Annotated in this window: 13 protein-coding genes; 9 read left to right on the top strand and 4 right to left on the bottom strand. The window is 72.0% G+C overall.

Going from position 1 to position 16,453, the window contains the following annotated elements:
- The first annotated feature begins 169 nt into the window (after positions 1-169).
- From GA0074692_RS35895 to GA0074692_RS10295, 6 genes are read left to right on the top strand one after another with little or no spacing between them, the layout of a single operon-like run.
- Positions 170-2,125: a condensation domain-containing protein gene (locus GA0074692_RS35895; RefSeq protein WP_091642426.1), complete on the top strand. Its 1,956-nt coding sequence runs from the start codon at positions 170-172 to the stop codon at positions 2,123-2,125.
- Complete coding sequence (locus GA0074692_RS36460; RefSeq protein ID WP_281198815.1) at positions 2,050-3,477, top strand: non-ribosomal peptide synthetase; 1,428 nt, start codon at positions 2,050-2,052, stop codon at positions 3,475-3,477. The genes GA0074692_RS35895 and GA0074692_RS36460 overlap by 76 nt, the downstream gene beginning before the upstream one ends.
- On the top strand, positions 3,474-6,263 hold the full coding sequence (locus tag GA0074692_RS10310; protein ID WP_091642417.1) for a type I polyketide synthase: 2,790 nt from the start codon (positions 3,474-3,476) through the stop codon (positions 6,261-6,263). The genes GA0074692_RS36460 and GA0074692_RS10310 overlap by 4 nt, the downstream gene beginning before the upstream one ends.
- Positions 6,264-6,271: 8 nt before the next feature.
- Positions 6,272-7,288, top strand: a complete 1,017-nt coding sequence (locus GA0074692_RS10305) for an NAD-dependent epimerase/dehydratase family protein (RefSeq protein ID WP_141725224.1) — start codon at positions 6,272-6,274, stop codon at positions 7,286-7,288.
- A 45-nt stretch (positions 7,289-7,333) separates the two neighbouring features.
- On the top strand, positions 7,334-8,494 hold the full coding sequence (locus GA0074692_RS10300) for an acyl-CoA dehydrogenase family protein (protein WP_091642411.1): 1,161 nt from the start codon (positions 7,334-7,336) through the stop codon (positions 8,492-8,494).
- Between the two features lie 19 nt (positions 8,495-8,513).
- On the top strand, positions 8,514-10,361 hold the full coding sequence (locus tag GA0074692_RS10295) for an amino acid adenylation domain-containing protein (protein WP_091642408.1): 1,848 nt from the start codon (positions 8,514-8,516) through the stop codon (positions 10,359-10,361).
- A gap of 8 nt (positions 10,362-10,369) precedes the next feature.
- Here GA0074692_RS10295 and GA0074692_RS10290 read toward each other — a convergent pair whose 3' ends face one another.
- The 4 genes from GA0074692_RS10290 to GA0074692_RS10275 form a co-directional block, all read right to left on the bottom strand.
- Positions 10,370-11,185 carry a hypothetical protein gene (locus tag GA0074692_RS10290; protein ID WP_141725223.1) on the bottom strand — a complete coding sequence of 272 codons (816 nt, stop codon included), beginning with the start codon at positions 11,183-11,185 and terminating at the stop codon, positions 10,370-10,372.
- A 754-nt stretch (positions 11,186-11,939) separates the two neighbouring features.
- On the bottom strand, positions 11,940-12,308 hold the full coding sequence (locus GA0074692_RS10285) for a VOC family protein (RefSeq protein ID WP_091642402.1): 369 nt from the start codon (positions 12,306-12,308) through the stop codon (positions 11,940-11,942).
- A 119-nt stretch (positions 12,309-12,427) separates the two neighbouring features.
- Complete coding sequence (locus GA0074692_RS10280) at positions 12,428-12,628, bottom strand: helix-turn-helix transcriptional regulator (protein WP_091642399.1); 201 nt, start codon at positions 12,626-12,628, stop codon at positions 12,428-12,430.
- Positions 12,629-12,704: 76 nt separating this feature from the next.
- A complete protein-coding gene (locus tag GA0074692_RS10275; protein ID WP_091642397.1) occupies positions 12,705-12,941 on the bottom strand; it encodes a GntR family transcriptional regulator in 237 nt (78 codons plus the stop codon).
- Between the two features lie 101 nt (positions 12,942-13,042).
- Between GA0074692_RS10275 and GA0074692_RS10270 the strand changes: the two genes are divergently transcribed.
- The 3 genes from GA0074692_RS10270 to GA0074692_RS10260 all read left to right on the top strand — a co-directional run bounded on the left by GA0074692_RS10270 (position 13,043) and on the right by GA0074692_RS10260 (position 16,329).
- The gene (locus tag GA0074692_RS10270) at positions 13,043-13,288 is read left to right on the top strand and encodes a hypothetical protein (RefSeq protein ID WP_141725222.1); all 246 of its coding nucleotides are present in this window, start codon (positions 13,043-13,045) and stop codon (positions 13,286-13,288) included.
- A gap of 43 nt (positions 13,289-13,331) precedes the next feature.
- Positions 13,332-14,342 (top strand): helix-turn-helix domain-containing protein, encoded by a 1,011-nt coding sequence (locus tag GA0074692_RS10265; RefSeq protein ID WP_091642388.1) that lies wholly within the window; start codon positions 13,332-13,334, stop codon positions 14,340-14,342.
- A 115-nt stretch (positions 14,343-14,457) separates the two neighbouring features.
- The gene (locus tag GA0074692_RS10260; RefSeq protein ID WP_218106615.1) at positions 14,458-16,329 is read left to right on the top strand and encodes an FHA domain-containing protein; all 1,872 of its coding nucleotides are present in this window, start codon (positions 14,458-14,460) and stop codon (positions 16,327-16,329) included.
- Positions 16,330-16,453: the final 124 nt, after the last annotated feature.

Below are 16,453 nucleotides of genomic sequence, written 5' to 3'. Positions count from 1 at the left end.
AGTCGGAAACGTAACCGAGCCCGATGGGGGCAGGAGCCTGTCACCTGTCAGGGACGCTGCCGGACGACTCTGGCTACGGTCGGTGCGCGGTCTCTCGCCCGACGTGGTCGTCGTCGTGTCCGCTGAGCACCCCGTGCCATTGCCGAACCGAGGAAGACGAAGGTGTGACATGGGCCAGGAAGGTCTGTTCGACCTCTCACCCTCCCAGGAGATCGTCTGGGTCCACGAGAGCCTCTCCCCGGGTAGCCGTGCCTACAACTTCACGGCGTTCGTCGTCGTCCGAGGTGACCTCGACGCGAACGCGGTGCGCGAGGCGCTGGGCCGGGTGCTCGACCACCACGACGGACTGCGGCTGGAACTGGCCGACACCGCCGACGGCCGGCCCGCGCAGCGCGTCCGCGCCCGGTGCGAGCCCCGTTTCCGCAGCCTGGACATCTCCGGGGAGGCCGACGTCGACGCAGCGTTCGACGCGGTCGTCCGGGCCGAGGCGACGACGAGCTTCGACACGTACGAGGCCCCGCTGGTCCGGTGGTGCCTGGTGCGGACCGGTGAGCGGGAACACCGGCTGATCCACGTCGAGCACCACCTGATCCACGACGGCCGGTCCTTCCTGATCCTGGTCGGCGACCTGTTCCGTGCCTACCGGGCCCTCGTCGCGGGGGAGCCGGTCGAGCTGCCCGACACCGTGTCGTACACCGAGCACCTGCGCCGGGTGGCCGCCGTGCCGCCGGGCGACCGCGCGGAGAGCCTGGCTTTCTGGCACCGGGAGCTCGAGGACGCCACCTTCGAGGCGACCCTGCCGGGACTCGCCCGGCCCGGGGTGGTGCGCCGTAACCACGGCGCGCAGCACCGGCAGCGGTTCGCGCCGGAGGTGGCCGACCGGATCCGGGCCCGCAGCGTCGCCAGTGGACACACCGTCTACACCACGATGCTCGGTCTCTTCGCCGAACTCGTCCGCCGGCACTGCGGTCAGGACGACCTCATCGTCGGTACGGCCGTCGGCAACCGCTACGACGAGATCAACACCTCGGTCGGCATGTTCGTCAACACCATCCCGCTGCGGCTGCGCCTCTCCGGGGAGGCGTCGGTGGACGACATGCTCTCCGACGTCACCGAGACCCTGATCCGGGCGATCCCGCACCAGGACGTGCCGATCCAGCAGCTCACCCGGGCGATCGGCCGGCACACCAGCGGGGTGGAGAACCCGCTGTTCAACATCGCCTTCAGCGGCGTCGACGACGGCGTCCCCGACGTGCGCGTGCCCGGCCTGGACGTGGTGCTCTCCGAGGGGCACAACTTCGGCACCACCCGCTTCGACCTCGACCTGGTGCTCATCCCGGACGCCCGGCGGGTCGTCGGCCCCCGGGTCGGCCCGGCGGCGCTGGACCTGCACTGGGACTACGACGCCGACCTGTTCACCGAGGAGACGGTCCGGATGCTCGCCGACCGGCTCGCCGCGCTCGTCGAGGCGTACCTCGACGCGCCGGAGACGGCTCCGGTCGCGTCGCTCGCCGCCGCGCCGACCCCGGTCGCCTCGCTGGCCGCCGCCCCGGCCCCTGCCGCCTCGCTGGCCCCCGACGACGGGGCGGGGGAGGCCCGGCACCCGGTCGTCTCCGGTGTCCTGCTGCCCCCGGGCCGTGACCCCGAGGCGGTCGCCGTGGTCAGCGGCGCTCTTACCCTCACCTACCGCGACCTCGACGCCCGGGTGCAGCGTGTGGCGACCGCGCTGACCGCCGCCGGCGTGGCGCCCGGACAGCCGGTGGCCGTGCTGCTGCCCCGGGGCCTGGACGTGGTGGTCACCCTGCTGGCCTGCGCGCGGGTGGGTGCCGTGTACTGCCCGATGTCCCCCGCCGATCCGGCCGAACGGCTCCACCTGCTGCTCGACCGGCTCCGACCGGCGCTGGTGGTCACCGACGCGGCCACCGCCGGCCGGCTGCCCGCTGTCCCGGCCCCCTCGCGGTGCTCGACGGCGGCCGGTGGCCGTCCGCCCGGCCGGCGGCGACCCTCGACGGGCTCGCCTACGTCATCCACACCTCCGGCTCCACCGGGGTGCCGAAGCCGGTGGCGGTGGGCACGGCCGCGCTGTCCTACCTGGTCGGGGCGATCGTCGACCGGTACGCCCTGACGCCGGACGACCGGGTACTGATGTTCACCCAGCCGCACTTCGACGTGGCGCTGGAGGAGATCCTGCCGACCCTGGCGGTCGGCGCCCGGCTGGTGGTCCCGCAGAGCGACCTGCTGGGCGGACCGGAACTGGTCGCCGTGTCGGCCGCCCGGAGCGTGACGGTGGCCAACCTGCCGACGAGCTACCTGCTCACCGTCGGCCCCGAGTTGGCCGCGGCGCTGCGCGACGGCCGCTGGCGGCCCCGCCTGCTGGTCGTCGGCGGGGAACGGGTCACCGGTGAGTCGCTGCGGGAACTGGCCGAGGCGGGTACGGCCACCGTGCTGAACGCGTACGGCGTCACCGAGGCGACGGTCACCTCGACCGTGCACGAGGTGACCGAGGAGGACCTGGCCAGCCCGGCTACCGTGCCGCTCGGCACCGACCTGCCCGGTACCCGCACATACGTGGTGGACCGGTCCGGACGGCCGCTGCCCACCGGCGCGGTCGGCGAGATCGCCGTTGCCGGCCCGGGTCTGGCCCGGGGCTACCTGCACGACGAGCCGGCCACCGAGCGGGCGTTCCGGCAGGTCGACGCGCTCGGCGGGCAGCGGGTGTACCGCACCGGCGACCGTGGGTACCGCGACGCCGCCGGTCGGCTGCACTTCGTCGGCCGGGTCGACGAGCAGATCAAGTTCCGGGGCTACCGGATCGAACCGGGCGAGGTCCGCGCGGTGCTGGTGGACCACCCCCGGGTCCGGGACGCGTACGTGCTGCTGACCACCGCCCAGGGCACTGGCGAGGCGCAGCTCGTCGCCTACGTCGAACCCGTCGGCGACGACGGGCCGGAGCACCGGGACCTGCGGGCGTACCTCGGCGACCGGCTGCCCGAACACCTGGTCCCCTCGGCCTTCGTGCTGGTGCCGGAGCTGCCGCGCACCCCGGTCGGCAAGATCCGTCGGGACGACCTCCCGCCGGTCCTGGCCACCCCCGTCCGGCAGGACGTCCCCCTCGTCTCCGACCAGGAGGAACAGATCGCCCGGATCTGGCGGGAGGTGCTCGGCGTCGACCGGGTCGGCCGTACCGACAACTTCTTCGACCTCGGCGGGCACTCCCTGCTGCTGCTCCGGGTGCACGCGCGGCTCGTCCGGGAGCTGCGGCTGGACCTGCCGGTGGTGACGCTGTTCCGCTTTCCCACCATCGAGGCCATCGCCGCCCACCTGGCCGGGGCGGACGGGGACGCGACCGGGCGGCCCGACCTCGGCCAGGCCCGGCTGGCCGGGCGGGACCGGCTCTCCCGTGCCCGGGCCCGTCGCGGCGGCGACGACCCATCCCAGGAACCCGCACCGCTGGACCGGATAGGAACGCAGCCGTGAACCCTGACAGCAACCTGATCGCAGTCGTCGGCATGGCCGGGCGGTTCCCGGGCGCGGCGAACCTCGACGAGTTCTGGCGCAACCTCAGCGGTGGTGAGGAGTCCATCACCCGCTACCCGGCCCGCCAGTCGGGCGGGCACACGTACACCCCGGGCCGGGGTGTCCTGGACGGCGCGGACCGCTTCGACGCGGCCTTCTTCGGCTTCACCCCCCGCGAGGCGACGCTGCTGGACCCCCAGCACCGGCTGCTGCTCGAGTGCGCGTGGGAGGCGGTGGAGGACGCCGGCTACGACCCCGCCCGGTGCCCCTGGCCGGTCGGTGTGTACGCCGGCAGCTCCCAGTCGCCGTACGAGCGGCACGTGCGGGAGCACCTGACGGTCGACGACTGGGCGGTGCGGCTGGCCAACTCGATGGACCTGCTGACCGCCCGGGTCTCCTACAAGCTCGGCCTGACCGGTCCGGCGGTGACCGTCCAGACCGGCTGCTCCACCTCACTGGTCGCGATCCACCTGGCGGCCCAGGCGTTGCTCGCCGGGGACTGCGAGGCCGCGCTGGCCGGTGGGGTGTCGGCGGTGGTGCCGAGCGCCCTGATGCCGTGGAGCAAGGGCAGCCCGGTGTCCCGGGACGGGTACGTGCGGGCGTTCGACGAGGCCGGCAGCGGCTTCGTCGGCGGCGAGGGGGTCGGGGTCGTGGTGCTCCGGCGGCTGGAGGACGCGCTGCGCGACGGCGACCACGTGCACGCCGTCATCCGGGGCTCGGCGATCAACAACGACGGCGCCGCGAAGGTCGGCTTCACCGCGCCGGGGGTCGACGGGCAGACCGAGGTGATCCGGGCCGCCCAGGCGGTGGCCGGGGTGAGCGCGGACACGATCAGCTACGTCGAGGCCCACGGCACGGGCACCCCGCTGGGCGACCCGATCGAGGTGGAGGCGCTGACCAACGCGTTCCGGAGCAGCACCGACGCGCGCGGGTTCTGCCGGATCGGCTCGGTCAAGACGAACATCGGCCACGCCGACACCGCAGCCGGGGTCGCCGGGTTCGTCAAGACCGTGCTCGCCCTGCGCCACCGGCAGATCCCACCGAGCCTGCACTTCCGCGAGCCGAACCGGAAGATCGACTTCGACGCGAGCCCGTTCGTCGTCAACACCGCGCTCTGCGAGTGGGAGCCCCGCGCCGGTGTCCGGCGGGCCGGTGTCAGCGGCATGGGCATCGGGGGGACGAACGTCCACGTCGTGGTCGAGGAGGCGCCCGCCCTCGTACCGGCGCCGAGTGGCCGTCCGTGGCACCTGCTGACCGTCTCGGCCCGCAGCGCCGAGGCTCTCGACACCGCCGGCGCCCGGGTCGCGCGGGCAGTGACCGACCGCGACGGGGCCGACCTCGCCGACGCCGCCTGGACCCTCCAGCAGAGCCGCAGCGCACACCCGTACCGTCGGTTCGCGGTGTGCGCCTCCGGCACGCAGGCCACGACCCTGGCCACCGGTGGCTCGTCGGCGTCCGCCGCCGGTCGGACCGGTACCGCCGCCGGCGAGGTGGTCCACCTCTTCGCCGACGGTGACGCGGCGCACCTGCCGGTGGCCGAGCTGTACGCGCACGAACCGGTGTTCCGCAGCGCGGTCGACGAGTGCGCCGCCGCCGACCTGGACGTGGACCTGCGCGCGGCCGTGTGGGACCCGTCCGCCGCGTCCGACCCGGTGGTCGCGGCGTGCGTGACCTTCGTCGTGCAGTACGCGCTGGCCGCGCTCTGGCGGCACTGGGGCGTGGAACCCGTCGCGGTGGCCGGGCACGGCACCGGGGCGTACACCGCTGCCTGCGTGGCCGGGGTGCTCCGTCCCGACGAGGCGCTTCCGCTGGTGGCGCAGCGCGCCCGCGCCCTGGCCGGCGGCTCCGCCGACAGCGCCTGGGCCGACCTGGCGGACCTGGCGAGCCGGGTGCCGGCCCGCCGGCCCGGACTGCCGTGGGTGTCCGACGTGACCGGCGGCTGGCTGGACACTCGGCAGACCGTCGACCCGGCGGAGTACTGGGTGGCGCAGGCCCGGGCCACCGACACCTTCGACGCCGCGCTCGGCACGCTGCTCGAGTGGCGGGCGCTGACCCTGCTCGAGGTGGGCCGGGGCACGACCCTCACCGACCGGCTCGCCGCGCGTCCCGACCCGGCGCGGCGGCACACCGTCCTGGCCTCGCTGCCGGGCCAGGAACACGGTTCGACGTACGCGGCCGTCCTGACCACCCTCGGACGGCTCTGGGCCGCCGGCCTCGACCCGCACTGGCCGCGGCTGTACGAGGGGGAGCGCCGCCACCGGGTGCCGCTGCCGACGTACCCGTTCGAACGGCGCTCCTACCTGCCGGAACCCGCCGCACCACCGGCCACCCCACCCGCCCGGGAGTCGACGCCCCCGGAGCCCGTACCGGCGGTCGACACCGTCGTGCCCGCACCGGCCGCCGCCGCCGTTTCCGCGCCGGCTGAGATCGCGCCAGCCGCGCCCGCCGACGCCGGCACGGAAACGTCCGCCGGTTCCGGGCCGGGGTCGGACGACGCGGTCCTGACCACCGTGCGGGCGCTCTTCGTCGAACTCTTCGGGGTGCCGGAGGTCGGTGCCGACGCCGACTTCTTCGACCTGGGTGGGGACTCCCTGCTGGCGATCGAACTGGCCGCGCGGATCAACGAGACCTACGAGCTGGACCTGCCGCTGCGCAGCGTGTACGGGGCACCCGTGGTGGCGGACCTGGCGGCAGCGGTCCGGGCGGCGCTGGCCGCCGACGGACGCGCGGCGGGCGACGCCGGCTGATGGCGGGCATGCGGATCCTGGTCCTGGGTGGCACCTCCTTCGTCGGTCGGGCGGTCGTCGGCGAGGCCCTTACCCGGGGCCACACGGTGACCACCCTCAACCGGGGGCTGACCGGCCCGGACGTCCCCGGCGTGGAGGCGGTCCGGGGCGACCGGAGCCACGACGGTGGACTCGACGCGTTGCACGGACGCTCCTTCGACGCGGTCGTCGACCCGTCCGGGCTGGTGCCGGCCGACGTGCTGCGGACCGCCCGGATCCTGGCCCCCGGCACCGGCTTCTACGCCTTCGTCTCCAGCGTCTCGGTCTACCCGGACTGGAAGTCGGTGCCGGTGGACGAGCGGTCGCCGGTGCACCCGGGGGAGCCGGACGAGGAGGGCGATCCCGCCGACCACCGCCGGTACGGGCCCCGCAAGGTCGGCTGCGAGCAGGCCGTCCACCTGGTCTACCCGAGGGATCGGGCGCTGGTCGTCCGGCCCGGCACGATCGTCGGGCCGTACGACAACATCGGCCAGGCCCTCTGGTGGCTCGACCGGATCAGCCGGGGCGGCACCGTCCTCGCTCCCGGGGAGCCGTCCCGTCCGCTGCAACTGCTGGACGTCCGCGACCTCGCCCGGTTCGTTTTGGGGCGGGTGGAGAACTGGGCCAGCGGGGTCTTCAACACCGTGCCGGACGGCCCGAACACCACGATGGGAGCCTGGCTGGGCCACGCGGTGACCGCCACCGGCAGCGGCGCGGAGCTGCACTGGGTCGCCGACGAGGTGCTGCTCGCCCGGGAGGTCCTGCCGTGGTGGGAGATGCCGCTGTGGCTGCCCGACCTGCCGGAGAACGCCGCCGCCTGGGCCACTTCCGGCGCGGCGGCGGCCGCTGCCGGCCTCACCTGTCGGCCGGTCAGCGAGACCGTGGCGGACACCTGGCGGTGGCTGGCCTCCGGCGGGCGCGCGACGTCGATGCCGAACCTTCCGCCCGTCGGCATGGGTGAGGTGCGGGAACGCCGGATCCTGCGGACCGCCCTGGCCGGACGGTGAGGACGTCATGAACCTGGATACGACGATCGGGGTGGTGGTGCGGCCGTGACCGAGCCGTCAGCGGTGTTCGAGGACGAGTACCGGGAACTGCTCGACTCCTTCGGCGCCTTCGTACGCCGCGAGCTGGAACCGCTCGCCGCCGAACTCGGCGAGGGTGGCCATCCCTCCCACGAACTCTGTTCCTACGTCCGGCAGCGCTCCGCGCAGCTCGGCTTCTACGCCGGTGACTACCCGGAGTCCCTCGGCGGCAGCGACATGCCGTTCAGCGCGGTGGTGGCCCTGCAACACGCCGCCGGCCGCACCGGCTGCCGGCTGGCGCCGTACGCCCTGGCCGGGTCGGAGGGGCCGAGCCCGCTGCTGCTCGGCGGGACCGACGAGCAGATCAAGCGGTACCTCGAGCCGCTCGTCCGGGGTCAGCGGACCCGCTGCCTGGCGCTGACCGAGCCGGACGCCGGGTCGGACGCCTTCCGCCTGACCACCACGGCCGACCGGGTCGACGGCGGCTGGGTCATCTCCGGCCGGAAGACGTTCGTCAGCAACGCGGCGCACGCCGACCTGGTGCTCGTGGTGGCCGCCGTGCGGACCCCGGCGGGGCAGCGACGACCGGCCGTGTTCCTGCTCGAACAGGGGCATCCGGGGATGCGGTTGGGGCAACGGTACGAGGGCATGTCCGGCGAGGTGCTGCACGAACTGGTGCTGGACGCCGCCGAGGTGCCCGACGAGGCGTTGCTCGGCGACGGCGACGCCCCGGACGCGCTCGGGGCCAGCATGGGCAGCCTGTCGCGGGGCCGGCTGATGGTCGCCGCGATGTGCAACGGGATCGCGGAGTACGCGCTGTCCCTGGGCGTGGAGTACGCCCGGCACCGCCGGGCCTTCGGCCGGCCGATCGGCGACTACCAGCACGTGCAGGAGCACCTGGTGACCAGCCGCGCGGAACTCGAGGCGTCCAAGGTGCTCACCCTCGCCTGCGCCCGGCTGGTCGACTCCGGCGTGGAACCGCCGGAGAACGCGGCGCTGGCGAAGCTCACCGCGTCCACCATGGCCGTCCGGGTGGTGGACCGGGCGTTGCAGGTCCACGGGGCCACCGGCTGGGTCAGGGGACATCCGTTGGAGTTCCTGTACCGGCAGGTCCGGACGATGACCATCATCGAGGGCACCACCGAGATCCAGAAAGTGATCATCGCGGGGGCGATGGGTCTTGGCTGAGGTAGGGGAGAGGTACGGCGTGCGGGACGACACGATGGTCGGTGACGACGTTGGGCTGAGCATCGCGTACGGCGGTCCGCTGCCGCCGGCACCCGCCGAGGGCGCGGGTGTCGGCGACTGGCTCCGCCACTGGACCAGTCGCGGTACGGGCGTGGCCGTCGAGGACGGCCTCCGACGGCTGACGTACGCGGAACTGGATGCCCTGGCCGACCGGACGGCGGACGCGCTGCGGGACCGGGTGCGGCCGGGCGACGTGGTCGGCGTACGGCTGGAACGGTCGGTCGAGCTGGTGGCGACCGCGCTCGCCGTGGTCCGCCTCGGCGCGGTGTACCTGCCCCTCGGGCCCAACTTCGGTGCGCAACGCCTCGACCTCGTGCGCCGCACCGTCCGGGTGGCGTGTGTCGTGGCGGCGGCCGACGCGGGCGGGACCGACCCGGACAGGATTCCGCTGCCCGCCGCCCCCGGCCCGGACGCCCGGGCCACGGTGGCCGCCTTTACGCCGGTCCCGTCGGAGGCCGCGCCCGTGCCCGCCGACACCGGATACGTCGTGCTGACCTCGGGCACCTCGGGCACCCCCCGGGCGATCGCCGTCGGGCAGGACGCCCTGGCCGCGCTGGTGCGGTGGTACCACCACCATGCGGGCCTGGGGCCGGGGGAGAAGCACAGCCTGCTGATCAACCCGGCGTTCGACCCGCACGTCATGGAGTTGTTCGCCACCCTGTGCTCGGGCGCGACCCTGGCCGTCACGCCGGGTGAGGCGTGCTGGGATCCGTACCTGTTGACGAGCTGGTGGGCCCGGGCCGAGGTGACGGTGAGCAACCTCCCCACCCCGATCGCCGACCTGGTGCTGGCCCGGCCCTGGCCGGCGGATCTGCGCCTGCGGCACCTGGGGATCGGCGGGGAGCGGTTGCGCCGCTGGCCCGGCCCGGACGTGACCGCGACGGTCCACAACATGTACGGCCCGGCCGAGGCGACCGTGACGAGCGTGGTGTGCCGACTGTCCGGCCGAGCCGACCAGGCGGACCCACCGCCGATCGGCGCTCCGGTGGCGGGCGCGGTGGTCTGTGTCACCAACGCGGCGGGCAGAACGGTCGCCCGGGGCGAGCCCGGTGAACTCCGTATCGGCGGGAGCGGGCTGTCGCTGGCCTGCTTCGGTGACCGGGGTGGGGCGCCCTTCGTGGCACCGCCGCCGGAACTGGCCGACCTCGACCGGGTCTACCCGACCGGTGACCGGGTCCGGATGGGCTCCGACGGGGTGCTGGAGTTCCTCGGCCGGGTCGACGACCAGGTGAAGGTCAGCGGCGTCCGGGTCGAACCGGCCGAGGTGGAGGTGGCGCTCGAACGCGATCCCGGTGTCGCGCGGGCCGCCGTGGTCGCCACGTCGTCCCCGGCGGGCCTGCGTCTGACGGCCTTCGTGCAGCCCCGGCCGGGTTGCCGGATCGACGCCGACGAGGTGCTCTCCGGGGTCCGGGGGTGGCTGCCCGAACAGGCGGTGCCGGCCGTCCTGCGGGTGGTCGACCCGATGCCGGTGACCGCCAACGGCAAGACCGACCGGGCGGCCCTGGCCGACCTGGTGTCGACCCCGGCCGGGTCGCCGCAGGACACCGAGGGGCTCACCGAACAGCAGCGACTCGTCCTGGCGGTCTGCCGGGACCTGCTGGACCGGCCGGAAACCACACTGGACGACCACTTCGCCGAGATCGGCGGCAACTCGCTGATGGCCGCCCGCCTGCTGGCCGCCCTGGAGAACGCCACCGGCACCCGGCTGCGGGCCTCCGCGTTGCTGCGGCAACCCGACCTGGCGGGCATCGCCGCCCTGCTCGACGGCGTACCGGTGGCAGCCTCCCGGCCAACGCGCGACGGGTGACGGCCCCGTCATCCCACGTGCGCCCACCGTCCGCCCGGCTGGCCCACCCACTCCGGCCGGCCGGGCAGGAGGTTGAGGTGCTCCTCCCGGACCAGGTCGTAGCGGAGCGCGAAGGAGACCAGCGCCTCGCGCTTGGAGTGCATTCGACCGCCGTACGACGACATCGACTCTTCGTCGATGGGCAACTTGTACTGCCGCAGATAGTCGATGTGGTAGTTGATACTGCTGCGGTTGACATTGGCGAACCCGGGTACCGGCCGCAGCCGCTCGATGACCTGTTGCACCGATGGCACGGCCGCGGTGGATGATCCGCGCAGGCGTGGTTCGCAGAGTGCGACGAGCACCAGGAAGTACTTCGTCTGCTCGTCCAGCACCGGCAGGGAAATATGCGCGGCGAGATCCGGCATCGGTTGATCGAGAAATGTCGGGGGTGAGGCGAACACCCGGAGTTCGAGCAGGCCGCCGATCGAGGGAACGAGAACTCTCGACATCTCGAACGGCACCACCGCGTCGAGTCGCCGGGGTGCCACCTTGATTAACTCGGTCCCGCCCTCGAGGTTTTCCACCACGAAGGTCGTGTTGCTCGTCAGATTCGACAGCGACCAGCAGAGTGGCAGTGCGCGGACGGCGCCGATGGCGTGGGTGGCGTGTGGATCGACCGCGATGCTGCGTGTCGAACGCCCGAACCAGAAGACCTTTCCCGCCGGCAGTTCGCTCTTCGTGCTGGTCAGTCGTCTGCTCTCGGTCGCGCAGGCGCGCGGCGCCGACCAGTCGATCACGATTCCTTCTGGTTGCGACAGCGCGCCTGAGGGCATGCTGATCACCGAGGGGAGAGACGTCTCTGTCTGCACGTATACCTCGCCAGTCGAGTGGTGCCACCGAGAGCCAGCCCGGTATTCCGTCCGGCTCCCATGACCGTTATCCGTCGCTCGTCGGCAGTGTCGAACCACACAAGATCACGGATGTCGCATGTCGACGTACCGACCCACATCGATACCTTAACGTCCCTGGAGGGCTTTTTGGTACTGGGAGTTTCGTAATGGACAAGTCGCCCTGGTCATCGGCTTTCTCACCGTCAAGCTGCCATTGCCGTATGAGGGGGGTGAGGATTGTTTCCAGTGTGTTAACTCATGGATGTTATTGCCATGCGTCTTCACATCATGATCCTGATATGGAAATTCGCGATCATGATTGGTTGGTCGGTTCAGGACGGTGACGCGTCGATCAAACCCGACGACCTTCGTGGACAGCGCGCTCGCCAGCACGTCGTGGTCGGTGCAGCCAGGGCGCGACCCCGGGCGCCACCGCGATCAGGGCTCGAACGCGCCGAGGACCTCAGCGCCGCGACCTGTGAACTGTGGCTCCCAGGGAGCCGACCTGACTGCCTCAGCGAACGCCTGAACTGAATCGCATCGCTCCGTCGATCATGGAGTTCGGGCGGCGGCCAAACCTCTACAAAGGCAGCTAATCGGGCGCCACAACTTCATGATCGACGGGGGTGAGCGACGCTGCTGCAACAGCGCGGCGAGTGGGTCGAACGCGGTCAGCGTTTCGCCGTGCCCACCGGCCTCCGAGCAATCAGCGTTTGACCAGGCAGAAGGGATGCCCGGCCGGATCTGTGAGGACCCGCCACCGGTCCTCGTTCGGCTGGTTATCCGGTCTGCCCGCGCCCAGTTCCAGTAGCCGGGCCTCGGCCTCGTCCAGGTTCTCGACCGCGAAGTCGAGATGGAACTGCTGGGGAACGGTCTGGTCGGGCCAGCGGGGAGCGCGGTAGTCCTCGACCCGCTGGAAGCCGATGAAGAGGCCGTCCGCGCCGTTGAGACCGGCGAAGTCGGCGTCGGATCTCGGGTGCGGTTCGAGACCGGTGGCTTGCTGGTAGAACGCCGCCAGCGCCAGGGGGTCATCGCAATCGAGTGTGATCGCGCACAACGTCATCAGCGGCGGCATGCCTTCTCCGGGCCGGTCGGCGGACCTCAGCGATACCCACCCTAATGTGTTGGCCGCGAACTGGAGTGAATCTTGCCGGCTTGCCTAGGGGTGCGAGCGTCTGCGTAGACGGATGCGGTCTACGGCTCCCGGTCCTGGAGGTCCGGCCGGTGGTCCTTGATCCACCGTTCGACGTCCTCGGTGCGCCAGATCCGGCCGACCGACAGGACGGCCACCGGGTCGGGGAAGGTCTTCGAGTTGGTGATCTGGTAGGCGCGCGTACGGGAGACGCCCAGCATCTCCTGCACCTCCTGGCTCGCCGCGAGCCGAATCGTCTCCATGTATCACCCGGATTCTTCGACGGCCCTGATTCGTCCAAGGTTCTGGCGGCTACCGGCGGGCACCCCGAGTTCGGTCCTATTTCTCGTGGTCGGGGAGGTCGGCGACGAAGACGCCCATGCCTTGGCGGCCGATCAGTTCGCCGGTCTCGATCATCAGGTCCACGGCTCGCCGTACCGTCGCTGAGCTGGCCGAGTATTGGTCCATCAGCATCCGGGTGGTTGGCAGCTTGTCGCCCGGCTTCAGGATGCCCACCTTGATCCTGGCTCGGAGATCATCGCGGATTGATCTCCACAGCGGGACGGCGTAGGGCATGACTCGATAGCACCACCCGTGCACAGAGGGTTGACGAAGAACCCCGTCATTGCTAGGAATCTGAGTAAAGTTTTGTACCCTAGGTAATCAGGTGGGGCGGCGTGTCCGGGTGGTGGAAGTGGTTTTTGCGGCCGGGGGAGGTCGTGCTCGACGTGGTCGGGCAGATGTGTCCGGACCGGGGCACCCCGGGGCGGTGCCGGCGGCGGGCGGGCGCTCACGGCGTACCCGATGAAGCGGCCGGGCCGGGCGACGGCGCGGGGCGGGCGGCGCGGCTCGGGGTGCGACGGACGCCGCCGGACGGGGTCAACCAGCGGGCGGGCCGCTACCAGCGGCACGACGCACGGTGACCACCGGCGCGGTGGACCGGACGGCGAGGGGAAGGGGAGGCCGATGGCAGAGGTGACGGTGTCGACGGTGCCGCGCCGGCAGCTCGGGCGGATGCTGCGGGAACTGCGGCTCGCCGCCGGGGTGACGCTGGACGCGGCGGCGGAGGCGTTGGAGTGCAGCCGGCAGAAGGCGTGGCGGATCGAGACGGGCGGTGGCACCGTGCGCGGGGTCGACGTGCGGGGGATGTGCGAGCTGTACGGCGTGGCCGCCGACCTGACCGCCGCGCTGGTCGCCCTGGCCGGCGAGACGCGGGCCAGGGGCTGGTGGCACGCGTACGCCGAGGTGCCGGCCTGGCTGGGCCTGTACGCGGGAATGGAGGCGACCGCCCGGCGGCTCCGCGAGTACGCCGACGCGCTGGTGCCGGCGCTGCTGCAAACCCCGGGGTACGCGCGGGCGCTGCACGACGTCGATCCGGAGTTGACCGACGGCGACCGGGAACGGCTGGAGCGCGCCCGGCTCGACCGGCAGGCTCTGCTGCGGCGTCGGTTGCCGCCGCCGCCCCGGCTGGACGTGGTGCTCTCCGAGGCGGTGCTGCTACGGGTGGCCGGCGGCCCGGCGACCATGGCCGCGCAGCTCCGGCACCTACGGCAGGTGACCGCGCTGCCGCACGTCTCGGTGCGGGTGCTGCCGCTCGCCGCCGGGCTGCCGGTCGGGGCCGAGGCCGGGTCGTTCGTGCTGCTGGACTTCCCTCCCGCCGGTACCCGGGCCGTGCCGGAGCCGCCGGTGGTCTACCAGGAGTCGGTGACCGGGGCGCTCTACCTGGACCGGCCGACGGAGCTGGCCGCCTACGAGCGGGTGTGGGCGAGCCTCGACTCCCTCGCCCTCGACCCGGAGGAGTCCCGACGGTCCATCGGCAAGATCGCCGAGGAGGTGCACCACCGGGCGGGCGCGGAGCCGGAGAGCCTGGACGGCTGTACGGGCGGATCGCCTTGTCCTGCAAGCGATTCACCGTGTCGGCAACCCGATCCGAATGAGCCCGTAGGCCGACTTACCCGTTGCGGGTGGGGTGGTTAAAGTGCACATGCTTCCGGAGGATCATGGCTCTCACGTTCCGTGAGGCGACCTCTGCCGTAAGCCGTGACCTCGTGAACGCCCGCAGAAAGGCCCGGACCGAGTGGTACCTGAGATCGTGGGACGCAAGGGTCCCCTTGCCGGGCGACGGATTCCGGTCGGCGACACCCGGTTCACCTTCGGCCGCCTGAGCGACAACGATGTGGTGATCGCCAGCGGGGGCGTCTCCCGTTTCCACGCGGAGGTGGTGCGCGAGGAGCGCGGGTACGTGCTGTACGACCGGGGCAGCCGCAACGGCACGCTGGTCAACGGCCGACGGGTGACCTCGCACCTCCTCCAGCACGGCGACCTGATCACCATCACCGACGAGACGTTCTGTTTCGAGGTGACGGCCGACGTGACCACGATGATCTCCGACCTGACCCTCTTCCAGCCCCGCACCGAGCCGGCCGTGGTCGTCGACCCGGGTCCCGTCCTGCGGGTCACCGTCTCGGGTGGTGGGCCGGTCGGGCTGAGCCTGGCGCTGCTCCTCGAACGTCTCCTGGGACACCGGGTCGCCGTCACCGTGTACGACGGCCGCTGGATCCAGGACGGCTCGCGGGTCGTGTGGAAGAACGAGGCGCAGGGCAACGTACGGCGGCAGCAGGTCGTGACCGTCCAGAGTCGCCAGTACCTGAACCTCCCCGAGGACGTGCAGGATCGGCTCTTCGTCCCCGGGGCGTACTCCGAGATGTGGCCGTCGGGTCCCGACTCGATTCGCGGCTACGGCCCGCGGAACATCCGGATCGCCTACATCGAGGACAAGCTCCTGGAGTTGGCGAACGAGAAGTCCGAACGGATCCGGCTGGTGCCCACCCGGTTCGATGCGGCCGAGCAGCATGAGGCCGTCGCCAAGGAGCATGTGCTCGCCATCTGCGACGGCGCACGATCCCGTACCCGCGAGCACTTCACCACGAAGTTCGGCATCGCCGACAGTTCGATCTACTCCCTGGACGGCCGACACCTACAGGACGTCGTCCTGGGCCTGCGGGTGAAGTCCGACCTGCCGGATGCGATGAGTGTCCTGCTGACCGTGGCCCAGAACCGCTTCCTGCTCAACTCCCTGGGCGGCGAGGGCTTCCTGAACATGCGCCTCACCGACGCCGAGGCCGCCGAGGTCGTCGGGCTCGACCCGGTGCGTCGTGAATTTAAGGACTGCATCGCCTCCCGACCGTGTCTGATGGCGAGGGAGGACGACGGCGACTTCCAGTGCTCCACCCACGGCACACTGTTCCTGCCCGCCCTGCTCCGAGCCTCGCCGCTGTGGAAACGGGTGATGGAGGGGTTGGCGTTCTTCGGCGTCGCCCCGGAAAATTTGAGCGCCGTCACCGCGTTCCGCCTGGACATGGTGCAGCGACCACGCTTCACCGCCCGGTTGTACGCCCCCACGTCGACCACTCCGGGCACCTACGGCTTCCTGCTCGGGGACGCCGCCAACTCGATCCACTTCTGGCCCGGGCGTGGGCTCAACAGCGGGCTGGCGTCCGCCATCTCCCTGGCCCGGTCGCTCGCCAGCGGCTGGAACGGCAGACCCTTCCGGGACGCCGACTTCGTCCGGCACGAAGCGGCGATGTCGATGCTCCAGTACCGGCACAAGAGCCGTGCGTGGAACGCGATGGTGACGACCGACGATCAGGGCGTCAACTGCGCGATCAAGGACGTCATCGCCGACGTCATCGCCGAGAGCGGCGGCGCACCGACGACGGGCGGTCCGGACCGCGAAGCGGACATCGAGACGCTCATGGAGCGGATGCGCGAGATCCGCGCCCGGCTGTCGTCCCGCCTCACCGGCCTGCCCGACGACCAGGTTCTCCGGGATCACCTGCGGACGCTGAAGAGCGAGACCGTGCGGACCCTGCTGGCCAGCGGAGTCTGGGACACGCTGACCGTCGGCGGAGAAGAGGTCGACATCGACATCTTCTACCGGCAGGAGCTGCCCGTCCCGTCCTGATCCGTCCACCCGAGGTGCACCACGGTTTCGCCGGGTCAGCGCATCCCTTTGTCAAGCGTGGACCAACCGACGGTTGGTCGGGAGCGACAACCGGTCTGTTTGGCCTGTCAAGGTTGCTGTCCGT

It is taken from the genome of Micromonospora pallida (genome assembly GCF_900090325.1).
In the GTDB taxonomy this organism is placed as follows: Bacteria; Actinomycetota; Actinomycetes; order Mycobacteriales; family Micromonosporaceae; genus Micromonospora; species Micromonospora pallida.
Note: the sequence above shows the minus strand (reverse complement) of the source record. Positions and strands in the feature narration are given on the sequence as shown.

What these genes read in the sequence shown, in the direction of transcription:
- GA0074692_RS10285 (WP_091642402.1), bottom strand. Translation starts at nt 12,308, where the DNA reads ATGCCGCCGCTGATGACGTTGTGCGCGATCACACTCGATTGCGATGAC.
- GA0074692_RS10305 (WP_141725224.1), top strand. Translation starts at nt 6,272, where the DNA reads ATGCGGATCCTGGTCCTGGGTGGCACCTCCTTCGTCGGTCGGGCGGTC.
- GA0074692_RS35895 (WP_091642426.1), top strand. Translation starts at nt 170, where the DNA reads ATGGGCCAGGAAGGTCTGTTCGACCTCTCACCCTCCCAGGAGATCGTC.
- GA0074692_RS10275 (WP_091642397.1), bottom strand. Translation starts at nt 12,941, where the DNA reads ATGCCCTACGCCGTCCCGCTGTGGAGATCAATCCGCGATGATCTCCGA.
- GA0074692_RS10280 (WP_091642399.1), bottom strand. Translation starts at nt 12,628, where the DNA reads ATGGAGACGATTCGGCTCGCGGCGAGCCAGGAGGTGCAGGAGATGCTG.
- GA0074692_RS10265 (WP_091642388.1), top strand. Translation starts at nt 13,332, where the DNA reads ATGGCAGAGGTGACGGTGTCGACGGTGCCGCGCCGGCAGCTCGGGCGG.